A 19,258-nucleotide genomic window follows, 5' to 3' on the forward strand; every position below is an offset into this window, starting at 1 on the left:
GAAACAAGCATGAGCCTACCTACGCTAGTCGCCCTTCCCCCTTCGCTGGAAACCCTGGCCAACCGCGCCCTGGCGGCGTTCGAGCCGGCCGCCGGTGCGCTCGGCGACGGCCCGGCGACGCCTTTTGCCGAGTGGCCGCCGGCGCGGCGCGCGGCCTTCGCGCGGGTCTGCGCGAACAGCGAGTTCGTCGCCGGGCAGGCGCTGCGCGATCCGGCGATGCTCCTGCAACTGGCCGACGGCGGCACCCTCGAGCGCTCCCTGGCGCCGGACGAGCTGCGCGGGCAGCTCGCCGCGCTGCTTGCCGAGTGCGGAGACGAGGAGGAGCTGGGCCGGCGGCTGCGGCGCTTCCGCAACCGCCAGCAGCTGCGCATCGTCTGGCGCGACATCAGCCGCCAGGCGGATCTGGTCGAGACCTGCCGCGACCTCTCCGAGCTCGCCGACGCCTGCATCGACCTGGCCTGTCAGTGGCTGCACGCGCGGCTCTGCGCGCAGTTCGGCACGCCGCTCGGGCGTCGCTCCCGGCTGCCGCAGCAGCTGGTGGTGCTCGGCATGGGCAAGCTGGGCGCCGGCGAGCTGAACCTGTCCTCGGACATCGACCTGATCTTCGCCTACCCCGAGGGCGGCGAGACGGAAGGGGAGCGGCGCAGCCTGGACAACCAGGAGTTCTTCGTCCGCCTCGGCCAGAAGCTGATCAAGGCGCTGGACGCCATCACCGTGGACGGCCAGGCCTTCCGCGTCGACATGCGCCTGCGCCCCTACGGCTCCAGCGGGCCGCTGGTCTACAGCTTCAACGCCATGGAGCAGTACTACCAGGACCAGGGACGCGACTGGGAGCGCTACGCGATGATCAAGGCGCGGGTGGTCGGCGGCGACCGCGAGGCCGGGCGCCAGCTCCTGGAGATGCTGCAGCCGTTCGTCTACCGGCGCTACCTGGACTTTTCCGCCATCGAGGCGCTGCGCGACATGAAGCAGCTGATCCGCCAGGAAGTGCGCCGCAAGGGCATGGCGGGCAACGTCAAGCTGGGCGCCGGCGGCATCCGCGAGGTGGAGTTCGTCGCCCAGGTGTTCCAGCTGATCCACGGCGGCCGCGACCGCAGCCTGCAGCAGCGGCCGCTGCTGACGGTGCTGGCCACCCTCGAGGGCCAGGGTTACCTGCCGCCGCCGGTGGTGACCGAACTGCGCGAGGGCTACGAGTTCCTGCGCTACACCGAGCATGCGCTGCAGGCCATCGCCGATCGCCAGACGCAGATGCTGCCCGATAACGAGCTCGACCGGGCGCGGGTCGCCTGCATGCTCGGCTGCGCCGACTGGGAGGCGTTCCTCGAGCGGCTGGCGCACTGGCGCGAGCGGGTCGACTGGCATTTTCGCCAGGTGATCGCCGCGCCCGGCGAGGACGAGGCGCCCGAGGAGCGGCCGGTCGACACCCAGTGGCTGCCGTTGTGGGAGAGCGCCGGCGACCAGGCGTCGGCCTGCCGGCAGTTGTCCGAGGCCGGCTTCGCCGATCCGCAACAGGTCTGCCAGCGTCTCGCGGCGCTGCGCGGCGGCACTCAGGTGCGCAGCATGCAGCGCCTCGGCCGCGAGCGCCTCGATGCCTTCATCCCGCAGCTGCTGGCCCTGGCGGTGGAGCAGGATGACCCCGATCTGGTGCTGGAGCGGGTGCTGCCGCTGGTCGAGGCGGTGGCGCGGCGCTCCGCCTATCTGGTGCTGCTCACCGAAAACCCCGGCGCCCTGCAGCGCCTGCTCGCCCTCTGCGCCGCCAGCCCGTGGGTCGCCGAGCAGATCACCCGCTTCCCGCTGCTGCTCGACCAGTTGCTCAACGAGGAGCGCCTGTACAGCCCGCCGCAGGAGGCGGAGCTGGCGGCCGAGCTGAACGCGCTGCTCTTGCGCATTCCCGAGGACGACCTGGAGCAGCAGATGGAGGCGCTGCGCCACTTCAAGCTGGCCCACCGGCTGCGCGTCGCCGCCTCGGAAATCGCCGGCACCCTGCCCTTGATGAAGGTCAGCGACTACCTGACCTGGCTGGCCGAGGCGATCCTCGACCAGGTGCTCACGCTCGCCTGGCGGCAGATGGTCGCCCGCCATGGCAACCCCAGGCGCGGCGACGGCAGCCCCTGCGACCTGGACTTCATCATCGTCGGCTACGGCAAGGTCGGCGGCATCGAGCTGGGCCACGGCTCGGACCTGGACCTGGTGTTCATCCACGATGGCGACCCGCAGGCCGAGACCGACGGCGCCAAGCCGATCGACGGCGCGCAGTTCTTCACCCGCCTGGGCCAGCGCATCGTCCACCTGCTCACCGCGCAGACGCCGTCCGGGCAGCTCTACGAGGTGGACATGCGCCTGCGTCCGAGCGGCAACGCAGGGCTTCTGGTCAGCTCGCTCGGCGCCTTCCAGCGCTATCAGGAGCATGAGGCCTGGACCTGGGAGCATCAGGCGCTGGTGCGCGCCCGGGTGCTGGTCGGCAGCCCGCGGCTGGCCGCCGCCTTCGAGCAGGTGCGCGCCCAGGTGCTGGCCCGTCCGCGCGAGCTGGACAACCTGCGCCGCGAGGTCGGCGAGATGCGCGCGAAGATGCGCGCCAACCTCGGCACCTCGAGCACGGCCGCCGGCACGGCGGAAAACGCCTTCGAGGCGGCGGTCCCCTTCAATCTCAAGCAGGATGCCGGCGGTATCGTCGATATCGAATTTATGGTGCAATATGCGGCCCTCGCCTGGTCGCACCAGCATCCAGAGCTGTTGCGCTACACCGACAACATCCGGATTCTGGACGGCCTCGCGCAGGCCGGCCTGCTGCCCTGCGACGAGGTTCGCCTGCTGCAGGAGGCCTACAAGGCCTATCGCGCCGCCGCCCACCGACTGGCCCTGCAGAAGCAGCCGGGCGTGGTGGGCGGCGATCAGTTCCAGGACGAACGTCGAGCGGTGATGCGGATCTGGCGGGAGCTGGGATTGAGCTGAGCGGGGCGCCTGCGGGGGCCTGCCGAATATAGGGGTGGCGCGGGGCGCCGCCCGGTCTGGTGTGTATTACGTAGCGAATTCTCTTGAGGAGCAGGCTAATTATGTCGATGGCCGACCGTGATGGTGTGATCTGGTACGACGGCGAACTGGTGCAGTGGCGCGACGCGACCACCCATGTGCTGACCCACAGCCTGCACTACGGGATGGGCGTGTTCGAAGGCGTGCGTGCCTACAACACCCCGCAGGGCACGGCGATCTTCCGTCTGCAGGCGCACACCGACCGCCTGTTCGACTCGGCGCACATCATGGGCATGAAGATCCCCTTCACCAGGGACGAGATCAACGAGGCGACCCGCGCCGCGGTGCGCGAGAACAAGCTGGACAGCGCCTACATCCGCCCGCTGGCCTTCTACGGCTCGGAAGGCATGGGCCTGCGCGCCAGCGGCCTGAAGGTCCGCGTCATCGTCGCCGCCTGGCACTGGGGCGCCTACATGGGCGAGGACGCGCTGGAGCAGGGCATCAAGATCCGCACCAGCTCCTTCACCCGCCATCACGTGAACATCACCATGACCCGCGCCAAGTCCAGCGGCGCCTACGTCAACTCCATGCTGGCCCTGCAGGAGGCGATCTCCGGCGGCGCCGACGAGGCCCTGCTGCTCGATCCGGAAGGCTACGTGGCCGAGGGTTCGGGGGAGAACATCTTCATCGTCAAGGACGGCGTGATCTACACCCCGGAAGTCACGGCCTGCCTGAACGGCATCACCCGCAACACGGTGCTGACCCTGGCCCGCGAGATGGGCGTCGAGATTGTCGAGAAGCGCATCACCCGCGACGAGGTGTACATCGCCGACGAGGCCTTCTTCACCGGCACCGCCGCCGAAGTCACGCCGATCCGCGAAGTGGACGGCCGGCAGATCGGTATCGGCCGCCGCGGCCCGCTCACCGAGAAGCTGCAGCGCGCCTACTTCGACCTGGTCACCGGCAAGACCGACGCCCATCCCGAGTGGCGTACCCTGGTCAAGTAAGCACGATGTAGGGTGGGTGGGGCGTAGGGCGGGTTAGGCCGCAGGCCGTAACCCGCCAACCGGCCCGCAGGGCCGGCAATCGGCAGATCGACCAGCGGATGCCCGAGGCATTCATGGCGGGTTACGCTGCTACGCAGCTAACCCGCCCTACGACCAGACGAACCCCTATGAATATCCTGATCATCGGTCCCAGCTGGGTCGGCGACATGGTGATGGCGCAGACCCTGTTCGTCTGCCTGAAGCAGCGCCATCCCGACTGCGAAATCGACGTGCTGGCGCCCGAGTGGAGCCGGCCGATCCTCGAACGCATGCCCGAGGTGCGCCGCGCGCTGAGCTTTCCGTTCGGCCATGGCGTGCTCGACCTCGCCGGCCGCCGCCGCATCGGCAAGTCCCTGGCCGGGCAGTACGACCAGGCGATCCTCCTGCCCAACTCGCTGAAGTCGGCGCTGGTGCCGTTCTTTGCCGGCATCCCCGAGCGCACCGGCTGGCGCGGCGAGATGCGTTACGTCCTGCTCAACGACATTCGCCGGCTGGACAAGGCGCGCTACCCGCTGATGATCGAGCGCTTCATGGCGCTCGCCTTCGAGCCCGGTGCCGAGCTGCCGCAACCCTATCCACGGCCGGCCCTGCGCATCGAGCCGCAGAGCCGTGCGGCGGCGTTGCAGAAGTTCGGTCTGCGCCTCGGCCGGCCGCTACTGGCGCTCTGTCCCGGCGCCGAGTTCGGCGAGGCCAAGCGCTGGCCGGCCGAGCACTACGCCGCCGTGGCCGAGGCCAAGCTGCGCGCCGGCTGGCAGGTCTGGCTGTTCGGTTCGAAGAACGACCATCCGGTCGGCGAGGCGATCCGCGCCGCCCTGGCGCCCGAGCTGCGCGAGGCGACGGCCAATCTGGCCGGGGAAACCAGCCTGGCCGAGGCGCTCGACCTGCTGTCCTGCGCCGACGCGGTGGTGTCCAACGACTCGGGGCTGATGCACGTGGCCGCCGCACTGGGCCGCCCGCTGGTGGCGGTGTACGGCTCCACCTCGCCGCAGTTCACCCCGCCCCTGGCCGAGCAGGTGGAAATCGTCCGCCTGGGCCTGGACTGCAGTCCCTGCTTCGAGCGCACCTGCCGCTTCGGCCACTACAACTGCCTGCGCGAGCTGGCACCGCAAGGGGTGCTGGACGCCCTGCAGCGCCTCGCCGGCGATCCTCTGCCCGACCCGCAGCCGCAGGAGCACTGAGTGCGCGTACTGCTGATCAAGACTTCCTCGCTGGGCGACGTCATCCATACCCTGCCGGCGCTGACCGACGCGGCGCGGGCGCTGCCCGGCATCCGCTTCGACTGGGTGGTGGAGGAGGGCTTCGCCGAGATTCCCGCCTGGCACCCGGCGGTGGAGCGGGTGATCCCGGTGGCCATCCGCCGCTGGCGCCGCAGCCTCTGGCAGGCGACGACCCGCGGCGAGTGGCGGCGCTTCCGGCAGAGCCTGGGGGACGACTACGATCTGGTGATCGACGCCCAGGGCCTCCTGAAAAGCGCCTGGCTGACCCGCTTCGGCGGCGCGCCGGTGGCCGGGCTGGATCGCCGCTCGGCGCGCGAGCCGCTGGCCAGTCTCTTCTACGGGCGCCGCCATCCCGTGCCCTGGGGCCAGCACGCGGTGGAGCGGGTGCGCCAGCTGTTCGCCCAGGCGCTGGGCTACTCCGTACCGGCGACGGTCGGCGACTACGGCCTGGACCGCAAGCGGCTGGCCGCACCGGCGGCTGCGCCCTACCTGCTGTTCCTGCACGGCACCACCTGGGACAGCAAGCACTGGCCGGAAAGCTACTGGCGCGAGCTGGCCGAACGCATGGCCGGCGAGGGCTGGGCGGTGCGCCTGCCCTGGGGCAATGCGGCGGAGCAGGCGCGCGCCGAGCGTATCGCCGAGGGGCTGGCGGCGGTCGAGGTGCTGCCCAGGACCAACCTCGCCGGCATCGCCGGGATTCTCGCCGGGGCCAGCGCCTGCGTGGCGGTGGACACCGGCCTCGGCCACCTGGCGGCGGCGCTGGACGTGCCGACCGTCTCTCTCTACGGCCCGACCGACCCGCGTCTGACCGGCGCCTATGGCCGTCACCAGCGCCATCTCACCAGCGACTATCCGGCCTGCGTGCCCTGCCTGCAGAAGACCTGCGGCTATCGGCCGACCGAGGAGGACCGCCGCCGGCTGGACCTGAGCCGCGAGCAGCCGGTGTGCTTCAGCCGCCTCGCCCCGCCGCGGGTGGCCGGCGAGCTGCAGGCGCTGCTGAACGAGGCGGCGTGCCGATGCTGAGCGGGCTGGCCCTTGCCGTCGCGCCGGCGCGCCCGGCGCCGATCCATGCTTTTGCCGACAGGACCTTCTGATGCAGCTGGCCTTCATCCTCTACAAGTACTTTCCCTTCGGCGGGCTGCAGCGCGATTTCATGCGCATCGCCTTGGAGTGCCAGCAGCGCGGGCACGCCATCCGCGTCTACAGCATGTTCTGGGAGGGCGAGATTCCGGCGGGCTTCGAGGTGCTGATCGCGCCGGTCAAGGCGCTGTTCAACCATGCCCGCAACGAGCGTTTCACCGCCTGGGTGCAGGCCGACCTGGCGCGCCGCCCGGTGGACCGGGTGATCGGCTTCAACAAGATGCCCGGACTGGATGTCTACTATGCCGCCGATCCCTGCTACGAGGACAAGGCGCAGACCCTGCGCAACCCGCTCTATCGCCTGTGGGGGCGCTACCGGCATTTCGCCGACTACGAGCGCGCGGTGTTCGCGCCGCAGTCGAAGACGCAGATCCTGATGATCTCCGAGGTGCAGCAGCCGCTGTTCGTCAAGCACTACGGCACCCCGGCGGAGCGCTTCCACCTGCTGCCGCCGGGGATCTCCGCCGACCGCCGCGCGCCGGCCAATGCGGGCGAGATCCGCGCCGACTTCCGCCGCGAGTTCGGCCTGGGCGGCGACGATCTGCTGCTGGTGCAGATCGGCTCCGGCTTCAAGACCAAGGGGCTGGACCGCAGCCTCAAGGCGCTCGCCGCGCTGCCCGCCGCGCTGAAGCAGCGCACTCGACTGATCGCCATCGGTCAGGATGACCCGCGGCCCTTCCAGTTGCAGGTCAAGGCGCTCGGCCTGTCGGAGAGGGTCGAGATCCTCAAGGGACGCAGCGACATTCCGCGCTTTCTGCTCGGCGCCGACCTGCTGATCCATCCGGCCTACAACGAGAACACCGGCACCGTGCTGCTCGAGGCGCTGGTCGCCGGGCTGCCGGTGCTGGTCACCGACGTCTGTGGCTATGCTCACTACATCGCCGAGGCCGGTTGCGGACAGGTGCTGCCCAGCCCGTTCGACCAGGAGCGCCTGAACCGGACGCTCGCCGATCTGCTCGAAGCCGACGACCGCCGCGCGCTCTGCCGGCGCAACGGCCTGGCCTACGCCGAAACCGCCGACCTCTATTCCATGCCGCAGCGGGCTGCCGACCTGATCCTGGCGGAGCAGGGCGAGTGAACGCCTCGCCGGGTGCAGGCGCCCGCGTGTCTGCGATATCGTGGTTCGCAGCAGATCGCCAGCACGCTGGCTCCTACAGGGATGTATGTCCATGCAGTTGATTCTCTCCGAACCCTTCAAGTCCCTCTGGGCCGGGCGCGATGCCTTCGCCGAGGTCGAGCGCCTGCAGGGCCAGGTCTACCGCGAGCTGGAGGCTCGCCGCACCCTGCGCGTCGTGGTGGCCGGGTGCGGCTACTTCGTCAAGATCCACCGCGGCATCGGCTGGGGCGAGATTCTCAAGAACCTGCTGACCGCCAGGGCGCCGGTGCTCGGCGCCGCCCAGGAGTGGCGGGCGCTCAGGCGCCTGACCGAAGCGGGGGTGCCGACCATGACGCCGGTGGCCTTCGGCGAGCGCGGCGGCAACCCGGCGCGCCAGCACTCCTTCCTGATCACCGAGGAACTGGCGCCGACCGTCAGCCTCGAGGATTTCTGCCTCGACTGGCCGAGCCGGCCGCCGGCGCCGCGCCTGAAGCGCGCGCTGATCGCCGAGGTGGCGCGACTGACCGCCGGCATGCACGCTGCCGGGGTCAATCACCGCGACTGCTATATCTGCCATTTCCTGCTGCACACCGACCGGCCGGTGGAGGCCGACAGCCTCAGGCTGTCGCTGATCGACCTGCACCGCGCGCAGACTCGCGCGCGCACGCCGCGGCGCTGGCGCGACAAGGACCTGGCCGCGCTGTACTTCTCGGCGCTGGACATCGGCCTGACCCGCCGTGACAAGCTGCGCTTCCTGCGCGGCTACTTCCGCCAGCCGCTGCGCCAGATACTGCGCGAGGAGGCTCGTCTGCTCGCCCGCCTGGAGGCCCAGGCCGGGCGCCTGCTGGCACGCTTCCAGCGCAAGGCGGCGGAGGGCAATCCGCTATGAGCGCCTGGCAGCTGTCCCCCGATCTGGACCCCGCGGCGGCACGGGCCTTCGCCAGCCTGGCGGCGGTGTTCGCCCTGGACGGCGAGCGGGTTTCCCGGGATCCGCTGTCCGACGTGATCCGCGTCGAGATCGCCGGCGAGCGCTACTACGTCAAGCGCTACCGCTCGGCGGGCAAGGGCCTGCGCCGCTATCTGGGGCGGCCGCGGGTCAAGGCCGAATGGCAGAACCTCAGGCGCTTCGCCAAGTGGGGCATCCCGACCGCCTCCCTGGCCGCCTGGGGGCTGGAGCGCAGCGGCGGGGCCTTCCTGTGCGGCGCGCTGATCACCCGCGAGCTGCCCGGCACCAAGGATCTGGCCCGGCTGGCCAGGGACGACGACCCGCGCCTGGGCGATCCGCGCTGGGTGGACGGCGTCAGCCGCCAGCTGGCCCGGGCGACCCGGACCATGCACGACCATCACTTCGTCCACAACGACCTGAAGTGGCGCAACCTGCTGGTCGACGGCGAGGGCCGGCTGTTCTTCATCGACTGCCCGGTAGGCGGCTTCTGGTGGGGCCAGTGGCTGCGCTGGCGGATCGTCAAGGACCTCGCCTGCCTGGACAAGGTGGCCAAGTACAAGCTGTCGCGCACCCAGCGCCTGCGCTTCTATCTGCAGTACCGCCGGCGCAGCCGGCTGAATGCCAGCGACAAGGTGCGCATCCGGCAGATCCTCAAGTATTTCGAGGGGCGCGAATGAGCGTGTGCATTGCCAGCGTGCTGCACACAGGGCATGGACGGCTGTCGAGGCGACAGCACGGAAAGGAGTGTCTCGCATGAATCTGCGCCAGTTGAAGAAGGCCGGCCGCCAGCCGGAGCTGCCGCTGCTCGTCGAGCTGGCCGATGCCGCCGGGCCGGCCAGCCTGCGTCTGGACAGCCTGCTGCGCGTGCTGCCGGGGCAGCGCTACGTCGGCCGCGGCGAGTGGCGCGGGCAGCGGGTGCTGGCCAAGCTCTTGGTCGGCGACAAGGCGGCACGGCATTTCCAGCGCGAGCTGAAGGGTGTGCACCTGCTCGCCGGTCAGCAGCAGACCACCCCGCGGCTGCTGGCCGACGGTCTGGTCGAGGGCGAAGGCGGCTGGCTGCTGTTCGACTATCTGGACGGTGCGCAAAGCCTGGCCGATGCCTGGCAGCGCGTCGAGCACGAGCCGCTGCTGTCGGACGGCCAGCAGGCGGTGCTCGGCGAGGCCCTGGCCGCGATCGCCGGTCTGCACGCCAGGGGACTGTGGCAGGCCGACATGCACCTGGACAACCTGCTGCGCCACGCGGGGCAGCTGCATGTAGTCGACGGCGGCGCGGTGCACGCGGAGACGCCCGGCCAGCCGCTGTCCCGCGAGCGGGTGCTGGAGAACCTCGGCGCCTTCTTCGCCCAGTTCCCGGTCGAGCTCGAGCCGTTCTTCGATGAACTGCTGGTGCACTACCTGCTGGCCAACGGCGAGCACGCCCTGCCGCTGGAGGCGCTGCTCAAGGAGGTGGCCCGGGTACGCCGCTGGCGGCTGCGCGACTTTGTCGCCAAGGTCGGCCGCGACTGCACGCTGTTCAGCGTGCGGCACGGGCCCATGGGGCTGCGCGCGCAGCGACGCGACAGCGAGGCGTTGTTGCGCCCGCTTCTGGCCGCCCCCGATGCGCTCATCGATCAGGGGCATCTCTACAAGACCGGCGGGGCCGCCACCGTGGCGCGGGTCGAGCTGTGCGGCCGGACCCTGGTCGTCAAGCGCTACAACATCAAGGGTTTCGCCCACTGGCTCAAGCGCTTCTGGCGCCCCAGTCGCGGCTGGCACAGCTGGGTCGCAGGCAATCGCCTGGCCTTTCTCGGCATTCCCACGCCGCGCCCGCTGGCGGTGCTGGAGCGGCGCTTCTGCGGCCTGCGCGGGCGCGCCTACCTGATTACCGAATACTGCGACGGGCAGGATATACTCGCGCGTTTTCAGCCGTATCAGGACGGCGCTCCGCCGGAAGAGGAACTGCTGGCGCTGGAGCGGCTGTTCGCCGCCCTGCTGCGCGAGCGCATCAGCCATGGCGACCTGAAGGGTAACAACCTGCTCTGGCAGGACGGCCACTGGCTGCTGATCGACCTGGATGCGCTGGAGCAGCATCACGGCGCCGCCCGCTTCGAGCGCGCCTTCGCCGAGGACCGCGCGCGCTTTTTGCGCAACTGGCCGGCCGACTCGGCGCTGCACCGGCTGCTCGACCAACGCTTACCGCGGGCAGCGGATGCCCGCACCACCGAAGAGTAAAGAGGCTAGACCCTGTGGCACTGACGATTCTCGGCCTTTCCGGCGCCCTCAGTCACGATCCTTCCGCCGCCCTGTACATCGACGGCAAGCTGGTCGCGGCCGCCGAAGAAGAGCGCTTCGTGCGCGACAAGCACGCGAAGAACCGCATGCCCTACGAGTCGGCCAAGTTCTGCCTGGAGCAGGCCGGGGTCAAGCCTTCCGACGTCGACGTGGTGGCCATTCCCTTCGCGCCGATCAGCCTGTTCGACAAGGCCCGCTGGCACTACGCCAGGCGCTACTGGTACGCCCCGGACCGGGCGCTGGACGCCATCCTGACGGGCAACCGCCGTTACAAGCGCTACCGCACGCGCATCCAGTGGTGCCTGCAGCAGCTCGGCTTCGACCTGAAGAAGGTCCGGATCGAGGCGGTCGAGCACCACCTGGCCCACGCTTCCAGCGCCTACCACTGCGCGGGCTTCCAGGAAAAGACCGCGATCCTCGGCATCGACGGCAAGGGCGAGTACGCCACCACCTTCTTCGGCTGGGGCGAGAACGGCCGGATCCACAAGATCAAGGAGTTCTACGACCCGGATTCGCTCGGCGGTCTGTACGGCGCGATCACCGAGTACCTCGGCTTCGAGATGCTCGACGGCGAGTTCAAGGTGATGGGCATGGCGCCCTACGGCGACGCCGCCCGCTACGACTTCTCGCGGCTGGCCAAATTCGAGAACGGCGAGCTGACCATCAATACCGACTACGCCAACGTCATCGGTTTCCGCCGCTACAAGGACAAGGGCAAGGGCTACTACTTCTCGCCCAAACTGATCGAGTGGCTGGGGCCCAGGCGCGAGGGCGACGTCGCCGACGAGCCCTACATCCACTACGCCGCCAGCATGCAGGCGTTGTTCGAGAAGCTGGCGCTGCAGATGATGGACTACTACCTCGGCGACATCATCCGCGAGACCGGGCGGATCGCCTTCTCCGGCGGCTGCGCGCTGAACGTCAAGCTGAACCAGAAGATCATCGCCCGCCCGGAGGTCAAGGAGCTGTTCGTCCAGCCGGCCTCCGGCGATGCCGGCACCGCGGTCGGCGCCGCGGCCTATGTCTCGCACCAGCGCGGTGTGCCGGTGGAGAAGATGGAGCACGTCTACCTCGGCCCGTCCTACTCCAACGAGGAAGTGATCGCCGCCTGCGCCAGGCACCCGCAGAAGCCCGTCTGGAAACAGATCGACAACGTCGAGCAACGTATCGCGAAAATCATGGTCGACGGCCATCCGGTGGCCTGGTTCCAGGGCCGCATGGAGTTCGGCCCGCGCGCCCTCGGCGGGCGCTCGATCATCGGCTGCCCGAGCGTGCCGGGCGTCGCCGACCGGATCAACGAGCAGATCAAGTTCCGCGAGCGCTGGCGGCCGTTCTGCCCGTCGATGCTCGACACCGTGGCGCCGCAGATGCTCAAGGTCGATCACCCGTCGCCGTTCATGACCTTCACCTTCGAGGTCAACGAGGAGTGGAAGGACCGCGTGCCGGAGGTCGTCCACGAGGACGGCACCTCCCGCGCCCAGGTGCTCGAGCGCCGCTTCAACCCGCGCTGGTACGACCTGATGAAGGAGCTGGAAAGCCTCACCGGCAACGGCGTGTCGCTGAACACTTCGCTGAACCGCCGCGGCGAACCGATGATCTGCTCGCCGACCGATGCGCTGAACATGTTTTACGGCTCGGACCTGCGCTACCTGATCATGCAGGACATCCTGGTGGTCAAGGACGGGATGGACTGGTATGACGCGGTCTGAAGGGCCTCGGGTGCTGCAGTTCTGCCACGGCTACGACGGTCCCTTCCTCGACTGCGCCCGGCAGTACGCGCAGCTGTTCGCCGGCACGCCGTACCAGGTCACCACCGTCTACCTGACCGGTGAGCCCAGCATCGAGGCGGAGCAGGGCAGCGCCTCCGACGAGGTGATCTTCCTCGGCTACGACAGCCAGGAGGTGCGCGGCCTCAAGCTCGCCGCCATCCGCGCGCTGAAGCGCATCCTGCACGGGCGCGATTTCCGCCTGTGCATCGCCCACCGCTTCAAGCCGGCCTACGTCGCCCTGCTGGCCAGCGACCTGCCGGTGATCGCCGTGCACCATGCCTTCGACGACTACCGGCGGCTGTCGCGGCGGCTGTTCGCCGCCTGCTTTCGCCGGCGCCTGAGCCTGCTCGGCGTATCGGATGCGGTGCGCGACGACATGCGCGCCTGCCTGCCGTCCTGGCCGGCCGGGTGCATCGAGACCCTCTACAACCGCATCGATGTGCAGGCCCTCAAGGCCACTCAGGTGGATCGCCAGGCGGCCCGCCAGGCGCTCGGGCTGCCGGCGGACGCCTGGATCGTCGGCAATGTCGGCCGGCTGCACCCGGACAAGGACCAGGTCACCCTGCTGCGCGGCTTCGCCGAGGCGCTGCCGCAGCTGCCCGCGGGCAGCCTGCTGGCGATCCTCGGCAGCGGCCGGCTCGAGGCCGAGCTGAAGGCCCTGGCCGGCAGCCTGGGCATCGCCGGGCAGGTGCGCTTTCTCGGCCAGATTCCCGAGGCGCGGCGCTACTTCCGGGCCTTCGACGTCTTCGCCCTGAGTTCCGACCACGAACCCTTCGGCATGGTGCTGCTGGAGGCGATGGTCGCCGGCGTGCCGCTGATCGCCACCGACTGCGGTGGCGGCCGGGAGGTGGTCGAGGGTGTCGGCACGCTGTTTCCGCTGGGCGATGCGGCGGCACTGGCCGCAGGGCTGGTGCGCCTCGCCGGCCTCGACGAGGCCGCCCGCGCCGCCTGCGCGCAGGCCATGGAGCGACGCCTGCAGGAGCGCTTCTCCGACCAGGCGGTGGCCCGGCGCTTCTGGGCGCTGCCGATGACCGCCCCCTTCGTGCTGGACTGACCTCATGGCCGAACCCGTTCGCATCGACCCGCCGGCCGAAGGCGCCTGGGCGCGCAAGGCCCGCATGCTGGATCGCTATCGCTGGCGGGTGCTGCGCGAGCGCCACGCCTGGCCGGGTGCTGCGCTGCGTTTCGGCCGCGAGGTGCTGCTCGACCTGATATTCGGCGTACGGGCGCATCTTGGCCTGTCGAAAGCCAGCCGTGAAAGCGAGTCCTGCGACTTCCTGCTGCTGCAGGGCGCGCCCAAGGTGATTCCGCTGCAGCGCAAGAAGCACCTGATCGCGGCCCTGCGCGGTGCCGGCCATCACCTGGTCGAGATCGCCCAGGAAGATCCGCAGGCGGTCATCGCCGGGCGCCTGCTGGCGCGCCCGCCGCAGCCGGTGCCGCTGCGCTATTTCGGCTACGCCGCCTACGCCGAGTGGCTGGTCGAGCACTACGATCCCCGCCTGCTGATCAACGACCGCAACGGCAGCCTGTGCAGCCCCTTCCTGCGCCTGTCGCTCAACCGTCGCGGCCGTCCGCTGGTGCACCTGGCCCACGCCACCACCCTGGAGAACTCGCGGCGTCTGGGCATGACCGACTACGACTACTACTTCCTGTTCGGCCAGAGTTCGCTGGACGCGCTGCGCGAGCGGCCCCTGCGCTTCGGCAGCACCCAGGCGGTGCTGTCCGGCTCGCACATGGTCGACCGCGCCTACGACCTGCCGCCGGCCGAGGCGGCGCTGCGCACCCTGCTGATCCTCGGGGTGGGGCCTGACAAGGAGAAGGAGGCCGGCTACCGGCGCACCTATGCGCTGCTCCGGGACTGGGCTGCGGACAATCCGCACTACCGGGTGCTGGTCAAGGCCCATCCGCGCAGCCAGGTGCCGTTCTGGCAGGAGGCGGCCGCGCAGCACGCCCACATCGAGGTTCTGCCGGCCGGCTGCAGCCTGGCCGAGGCCCTCGGTCGGGCCAGCGTGGTGGTCAACATCATGTCCAACGCGGTGGTCGAGGCGGCGCTGGCGCGGCGGCCCATCGTCTACTGCAATCTGGGCGGCGAGCGGGATATCTTTGCCCAAGAGCGTTTCTTCGGCGAGGCGGTGAGCTCGCTGGAAGGGCTGCGCCAGCGGCTGCTGGATATCGAGCGCGACTATGCCCGGCATGTGGGCCAGGCCCGGGCCTTCGCCCATCATCACCTGGCATGGGGCGTGGAGGGCCTGGAGACGACCCATCGTCTGCTCGAGGCTCTGCTCGCCGGTGCAGGATTGCCCGGGGACGTCGGGCACTGCGAGTTGCCGGAACGCTTGTAGGAATGCTTCTTTCATCTTCTTGGGCCCGCGCCGATGACGGCGGGAGCGGGCAGGACTGGTCGGATCTGCCATGAGTTACTTCCTGTTCTTCTCTCTGGCCAAGCACCAGAGCCTGTATTTCCAGCGCCTGCTGGACGAGACCGAACTGCGCGGTCGGGTGGTGGTTCCCGGGAGCCTGCCCTGGCCGCGACCCTGGCAGCTGCCGGCCATCGCCGGGCGCATCGACTGGGTACGTCTGATCGAGGCCAAGTGTCAGGAGCGTCGTGTCAAGCGCAAGGAGGAAGGCCGGTTCTATCGCCTGCTGCTGCGCCTGGAGTTGCTCTGGATGGCCCTGCGCCTCCAGGCGCTGCTGGCGCGCGAGCGGCCGACGGCGGTGGTCATGTGGAACGGCTCGCACCGCTATTGCCAGCTGCTGCTGGCCCTGTTGCCGGAGGGCTGTCGCACCTTCTTCTTCGAGAACGGCCTGCTGCCCGGCACCACGACCCTCGACCCCAGGGGCGTCAATTTCCACAACTCGGTGCCGCGCGATGCCGACTTCTACCGGCGCTACGCAGCCGCCCAAGGCGGCGAGCCGAGTGGCGAGATCACCCTGATCCCGCGCAAGCCGCGCAACACCGGCCTGACGCCCATCGAGCTGCCGGCGCGCTATGTGTTCATCCCCTTCCAGGACGACCGCGATACCCAGGTGCGGCTGTTCTCGCCCTGGGTCGGCGACATGCGCCAGCTGTTCGCCCTGGGTGAGCGGCTGGCGGCCGAGACGGACCTCTCCGTGGTGTTCAAGGAGCATCCGTCCAGCCGCGAGACTTATCCTGAACTGCATCGGCGCACCCACGAGCGACTGCTGTTCGCCAACGGCAACAGCACCCAGGAGCTGATCGAGGGTAGCCAGTTCGTCGTCACCCTGAACTCGACCGTGGGCCTGGAGAGCATCCTGCTGGGCAAGCCGGTGGTCACCCTGGGGCAGGCGTTCTTCAACGTCGAAGGGGTGGTCATGCACGCGGACTCGGCGGACGAGCTGGTGCGCATCGCCCGGCAGTTCCCCGACTGGCCCCTGGACCAGGCGCTGCGAAAGAGCTTCCTGCATTATCTGAAGAATGAGTATTGTGTACCGGGGCGCTGGCAGGATGCCAATGCCGAGCATTTGCAGGACGTTGCGCGCAGAATGCAGGCCTGAGGCTTTTGAACTTGTCAGAAACGATATTGCTGCCTTTCCATGCGCTGCCCGGAGCTTTCCGCGGCGGCCTTTCCCCGCGGCCCGGACGCCCCGGGCCTGAATATGCTCTCCTGGTCGGCGGGCGAATGGATGCAGGGCCTTGTCTTGCTGTCCGTGCCGGCTGGCACCGGTCTGCCGGCGAACGGCCCGGCCTGCCAGGGCACGTTTCGCTCCGGGGGAAAGCATGTCTGCAACCCGCTTGAAGCATGTCGACACGCTCCATGTCGCCTTTGGGGTGGACGAGAAGTACCTGCACCCCATGGGTGTCACCATCGCTTCGATCGTCGAGAGCAATCCCGGGCTGGAGCTGGTCTTCCATGTGTTCATTGCCCGCATCTCGCCGGCCAGCCGGACCCGCCTGGAGCAACTGGAGCACCTTTGCGGCCGGCCGGTGCACCTGCATCTCGTCGATGAGCTGGCAGAGATCAAGGACCCCGGAGGCGGCAAGGGACAGGCCCACATCTCCAAGGCCGCCTACATCCGGCTGCTGATCCCCGAGGCTCTGCAGGATGTCACGGAGCGGGTGCTCTATCTCGATGCGGATATTCTGTGCACCGGGGAGATCTCCGAGTTGCCGCAGCTGGATCTCGGCGCGAGCATCGCCGCCGTGGTTCGCGACGCCGGGGCCAGGTCCAAGCGGGCCGGTCTGGAGCGAAAAGGGTTTGCTCTTGCGGATTACTTTAATTCCGGCGTCCTGTATATCGACATTCCCCGCTGGATCGCCTCCGGGATATCGGAGCGGGCTCTGGAGAAGATTGTCGATCCGGCCCTGAATCTCAGGTACTCCGACCAGGACGCCCTCAATATCGTGCTCGATGGACAGGCGTGCTTCATCGACAGGGGCTGGAACCACCAATACGGGCTCACCGGCAAGCTGAAGAAGGGCAAGGCCGAGATGGATGTCCCGCCGAGCACGAGGTTCGTGCACTTCATCGGCCCGATGAAGCCATGGCGGAACTGGAATCCCCACCAGTCGAAGGAGTTGTTTCTCAAGTACCAGGCGCTCACGCCCTGGGCCGGGGTTGCCCTCGACGAGGGCTTCACGCCCCGGGAGATCTACGTCTATTCGAGGTTCATGTACCGGCTCATGTTCCGCCAGGGGCGCTGGCTGAGTGGGCTGCTCTGGTACGGCCGGTTCCTGCGCTGGAAGCATGGCCCGAGCGCATGAGCGGCCTCCCGGTTTCGTGACATTGGTTGAAAGGGTCTGATGGAGCATCCCGTCATGATGCCCCACGCTGTGGGATGATGGGCCTGCTCCAGTGTGCGGGGCGGGAGTTGCCCGCATGAGTGCATGATTTCCAAAGATGATCGAATGGAGTCGCTGTGATTTCTACTCAACGCCTGGCCCCGTTGTCGCGGTTCGCCAGTGCCTGGCCGTATCTTCTGGGGGCCGGCCTTTTCGTGCAACTGACCGGCCTGGTGTTCAACAACGATGGCAGCCGTTACGCCACCCAGACCTATCTGCTGCTGTTTGTGCCCGCACTGTTTCTCCTGCTGGCCCGGCGCTTCTCCCCGGACATCTGGCGCCAGTGGCCGGCGCGCATCCTGCTGGCCCTGTCCGCCTGGGTGCTGCTCAGCGGCTGGTTGAATCCCGGTGCGGCGGAGGATCCCGGTCACTGGTTCAAGATCGTCGGGCTGGTGCTGATTTACCTGTTCGCGGTGGCCAGTCTGGCCAGGCGGCCGAGCCTCCTGTGCGGCCTGCTGGTCGCCGCCGTGGCCGTGGCCGCGCTCTTCGCCTGGCTGACGCTCTACTATCAGTTCGGCGTGCTGGACAAGCCGCTGGACTACCGCGTACTGCGCTTCACCGGTCGCCTGAGCGAACTGGGCTGGAAGGGCTTCGCGGATCTGGATCATCCCATCGTCGCCGGTCTGTACTACGGGGTCTTCGCCGTGCTGGCGACCGGATTGCTGGTTGGCCTTCCGGTCCGTCCCTGGCAGGCAGCCTTGTTGGCCCTGGGTATGCTGGGGTTGCTCGCCTACATCCTGCTCACCTTCTCCCGCGGCGCCTGGTTCGCCACGGCGGCCGGCGGCCTCGTCATGCTCCTGCTGTTTCCCAACGCCAGGTCGAAGGCCTTGCTGGGCAGCGGGGCTCTGCTGCTGCTGGTCGCCCTGTTCGTCTTCTGGCCGGAAATCCAGCATGAGCGGCAGGTAGGGCTGAGCAACCGCGACTTGATCTGGGATGCTTGGGGCGAGCGCTTTTCCGGATTCTGGCTGTTGGGAGCGGGCGCCGGGGCTGATTTCGAGTTTGTTTTTCCGCCGCCTATCAACTTCAGCGTCAAGCATGCCCACAGCCTCTATCTGCAGTTCTGGTACGAGTACGGCCTGCCGGGCATCCTGCTGCTGGTCGTGCTGCTCGCGAGTCTCGTGTGGAAGGGCTGGACCTGCCGGGCGGAGCCTCTGGCGCGGCTCGGGCTGGGGCTGCTGGCGTTCGCCATGGTGGCGATGGTTTCGGATATCTATGCCATCTTCCACCGCCCCAGCCCCTATTGGGTGGTGTTCTGGTTCCCGGTCGGCATCCTGCTGGGGGTACGGCGTCCGTCTTCCGCGGGCGAGACGGCCTGAACCCGCGGGAGCCGGGCCATGTTCGTCGGCGCTATTTCGCTTTGCCGGTCGTGGCGAGTGCAGGGGGGCTGGCCGGGCTACGGGCCGGATGGCGATACAGTTCGCACAGCGCGTCGAAGGGGAAGTCGGTCAGCTTGCGCCGCTCCAGATAGCGGCGCAGATGGCCGAGGTTGCGCTTCACCTGCCAGGCACTGAGCGCGCCTTGCCGGCAGCGCAGGTCGAGGATGTCGATCAGGCCGAACTGGCCGTCGGGCATGCGGATGATGTTGCCCAGGTGCAGGGAGCGGAAGTAGATCCCGCGCTCGTGCAGGTGGCGGATGAAGCCCGCCAGGGCCGGCAGCAGTTCGGTGATCCGTTGCGGCTCCTGGCGGTAAAGCTGTTCCACCGAGATGCCCGGCAGCGGGCGGTAGAGGCAGCCGCTCAGGCCCGCCGCGCGATCCAGCCAGAATGTCTCGATGACCTGCAGCGTGCGGATGTCGCGCTGGCCGAGTTCCCCGGCGTTGCGGCAGAAGCGCCGGGCGGCGGGCTGCAGGCGGGCGAGCAGGGGATGGCGGCGGGTGTGGAAGATCTTCAGGAAGCGCCCGTCGTCCAGGGCCACGACCTTGGGGCCGCGTGCGTCCTTTTCCAGGACACGGCCGCTTTCCAGCCATTTTTCCAGCTCTTGCGCTGATACAATCCGCATCCTG

At 68.8% G+C, this 19,258-nt stretch carries 15 protein-coding genes; 14 read left to right on the top strand and 1 reads right to left on the bottom strand.

Annotated features, from left to right (window positions below):
* The first annotated feature begins 9 nt into the window (after window positions 1-9).
* The 14 genes from glnE to ACG10_RS03625 all read left to right on the top strand — a co-directional run bounded on the left by glnE (window position 10) and on the right by ACG10_RS03625 (window position 18,572).
* On the top strand, window positions 10-2,952 hold the full coding sequence (gene glnE / locus ACG10_RS03560; protein WP_089167153.1) for a bifunctional [glutamate--ammonia ligase]-adenylyl-L-tyrosine phosphorylase/[glutamate--ammonia-ligase] adenylyltransferase: 2,943 nt from the start codon (window positions 10-12) through the stop codon (window positions 2,950-2,952).
* A gap of 101 nt (window positions 2,953-3,053) precedes the next feature.
* A complete protein-coding gene (locus ACG10_RS03565; RefSeq protein WP_039801907.1) occupies window positions 3,054-3,977 on the top strand; it encodes a branched-chain amino acid transaminase in 924 nt (307 codons plus the stop codon).
* Window positions 3,978-4,144: 167 nt separating this feature from the next.
* Window positions 4,145-5,194, top strand: a complete 1,050-nt coding sequence (waaF, locus tag ACG10_RS03570; RefSeq protein ID WP_089167154.1) for a lipopolysaccharide heptosyltransferase II — start codon at window positions 4,145-4,147, stop codon at window positions 5,192-5,194.
* Window positions 5,195-6,256 carry a lipopolysaccharide heptosyltransferase I gene (gene waaC / locus ACG10_RS03575; protein WP_089167155.1) on the top strand — a complete coding sequence of 354 codons (1,062 nt, stop codon included), beginning with the start codon at window positions 5,195-5,197 and terminating at the stop codon, window positions 6,254-6,256.
* 70 nt (window positions 6,257-6,326) lie between these two features.
* The gene (locus ACG10_RS03580) at window positions 6,327-7,451 is read left to right on the top strand and encodes a glycosyltransferase family 4 protein (RefSeq protein WP_089167156.1); all 1,125 of its coding nucleotides are present in this window, start codon (window positions 6,327-6,329) and stop codon (window positions 7,449-7,451) included.
* 91 nt (window positions 7,452-7,542) lie between these two features.
* Complete coding sequence (gene rfaP, locus ACG10_RS03585; RefSeq protein ID WP_089167157.1) at window positions 7,543-8,358, top strand: lipopolysaccharide core heptose(I) kinase RfaP; 816 nt, start codon at window positions 7,543-7,545, stop codon at window positions 8,356-8,358.
* Window positions 8,355-9,092 carry a lipopolysaccharide kinase InaA family protein gene (locus tag ACG10_RS03590; protein WP_089167158.1) on the top strand — a complete coding sequence of 246 codons (738 nt, stop codon included), beginning with the start codon at window positions 8,355-8,357 and terminating at the stop codon, window positions 9,090-9,092. The genes rfaP and ACG10_RS03590 overlap by 4 nt, the downstream gene beginning before the upstream one ends.
* A gap of 76 nt (window positions 9,093-9,168) precedes the next feature.
* On the top strand, window positions 9,169-10,626 hold the full coding sequence (locus ACG10_RS03595) for a lipopolysaccharide kinase InaA family protein (RefSeq protein WP_089167159.1): 1,458 nt from the start codon (window positions 9,169-9,171) through the stop codon (window positions 10,624-10,626).
* Between the two features lie 14 nt (window positions 10,627-10,640).
* Window positions 10,641-12,395: a carbamoyltransferase family protein gene (locus tag ACG10_RS03600; RefSeq protein WP_089167160.1), complete on the top strand. Its 1,755-nt coding sequence runs from the start codon at window positions 10,641-10,643 to the stop codon at window positions 12,393-12,395.
* The gene (locus tag ACG10_RS03605) at window positions 12,382-13,509 is read left to right on the top strand and encodes a glycosyltransferase (RefSeq protein WP_089167161.1); all 1,128 of its coding nucleotides are present in this window, start codon (window positions 12,382-12,384) and stop codon (window positions 13,507-13,509) included. The genes ACG10_RS03600 and ACG10_RS03605 overlap by 14 nt, the downstream gene beginning before the upstream one ends.
* A 4-nt stretch (window positions 13,510-13,513) precedes the next feature.
* Window positions 13,514-14,797 carry a capsule biosynthesis protein gene (locus ACG10_RS03610; protein WP_089167162.1) on the top strand — a complete coding sequence of 428 codons (1,284 nt, stop codon included), beginning with the start codon at window positions 13,514-13,516 and terminating at the stop codon, window positions 14,795-14,797.
* Window positions 14,798-14,867: 70 nt separating this feature from the next.
* Window positions 14,868-15,971, top strand: coding sequence for a capsular polysaccharide export protein, LipB/KpsS family (locus tag ACG10_RS03615; protein WP_089167163.1), 1,104 nt, complete (start codon window positions 14,868-14,870; stop codon window positions 15,969-15,971).
* A 238-nt stretch (window positions 15,972-16,209) separates the two neighbouring features.
* Window positions 16,210-17,178, top strand: a complete 969-nt coding sequence (locus ACG10_RS03620) for a glycosyltransferase family 8 protein (RefSeq protein WP_232487179.1) — start codon at window positions 16,210-16,212, stop codon at window positions 17,176-17,178.
* Window positions 17,179-17,411: 233 nt separating this feature from the next.
* Window positions 17,412-18,572 carry an O-antigen ligase family protein gene (locus tag ACG10_RS03625; RefSeq protein ID WP_232487180.1) on the top strand — a complete coding sequence of 387 codons (1,161 nt, stop codon included), beginning with the start codon at window positions 17,412-17,414 and terminating at the stop codon, window positions 18,570-18,572.
* 31 nt (window positions 18,573-18,603) lie between these two features.
* Here the strand turns inward: ACG10_RS03625 and ACG10_RS03630 are convergent, their stop codons facing one another.
* The gene (locus tag ACG10_RS03630) at window positions 18,604-19,254 is read right to left on the bottom strand and encodes a protein kinase family protein (protein ID WP_089167166.1); all 651 of its coding nucleotides are present in this window, start codon (window positions 19,252-19,254) and stop codon (window positions 18,604-18,606) included.
* Window positions 19,255-19,258 lie beyond the last annotated feature (4 nt).

The organism is Azotobacter chroococcum (assembly GCF_002220155.1).
In the GTDB taxonomy this organism is placed as follows: Bacteria; Pseudomonadota; Gammaproteobacteria; order Pseudomonadales; family Pseudomonadaceae; genus Azotobacter; species Azotobacter chroococcum.

What these genes read in the sequence shown, in the direction of transcription:
- ACG10_RS03605 (WP_089167161.1), top strand. Translation starts at nt 12,382, where the DNA reads ATGACGCGGTCTGAAGGGCCTCGGGTGCTGCAGTTCTGCCACGGCTAC.
- ACG10_RS03565 (WP_039801907.1), top strand. Translation starts at nt 3,054, where the DNA reads ATGTCGATGGCCGACCGTGATGGTGTGATCTGGTACGACGGCGAACTG.
- waaF (WP_089167154.1), top strand. Translation starts at nt 4,145, where the DNA reads ATGAATATCCTGATCATCGGTCCCAGCTGGGTCGGCGACATGGTGATG.
- rfaP (WP_089167157.1), top strand. Translation starts at nt 7,543, where the DNA reads ATGCAGTTGATTCTCTCCGAACCCTTCAAGTCCCTCTGGGCCGGGCGC.
- ACG10_RS03595 (WP_089167159.1), top strand. Translation starts at nt 9,169, where the DNA reads ATGAATCTGCGCCAGTTGAAGAAGGCCGGCCGCCAGCCGGAGCTGCCG.
- ACG10_RS03610 (WP_089167162.1), top strand. Translation starts at nt 13,514, where the DNA reads ATGGCCGAACCCGTTCGCATCGACCCGCCGGCCGAAGGCGCCTGGGCG.
- ACG10_RS03580 (WP_089167156.1), top strand. Translation starts at nt 6,327, where the DNA reads ATGCAGCTGGCCTTCATCCTCTACAAGTACTTTCCCTTCGGCGGGCTG.
- ACG10_RS03590 (WP_089167158.1), top strand. Translation starts at nt 8,355, where the DNA reads ATGAGCGCCTGGCAGCTGTCCCCCGATCTGGACCCCGCGGCGGCACGG.
- ACG10_RS03615 (WP_089167163.1), top strand. Translation starts at nt 14,868, where the DNA reads ATGAGTTACTTCCTGTTCTTCTCTCTGGCCAAGCACCAGAGCCTGTAT.
- glnE (WP_089167153.1), top strand. Translation starts at nt 10, where the DNA reads ATGAGCCTACCTACGCTAGTCGCCCTTCCCCCTTCGCTGGAAACCCTG.
- ACG10_RS03630 (WP_089167166.1), bottom strand. Translation starts at nt 19,254, where the DNA reads ATGCGGATTGTATCAGCGCAAGAGCTGGAAAAATGGCTGGAAAGCGGC.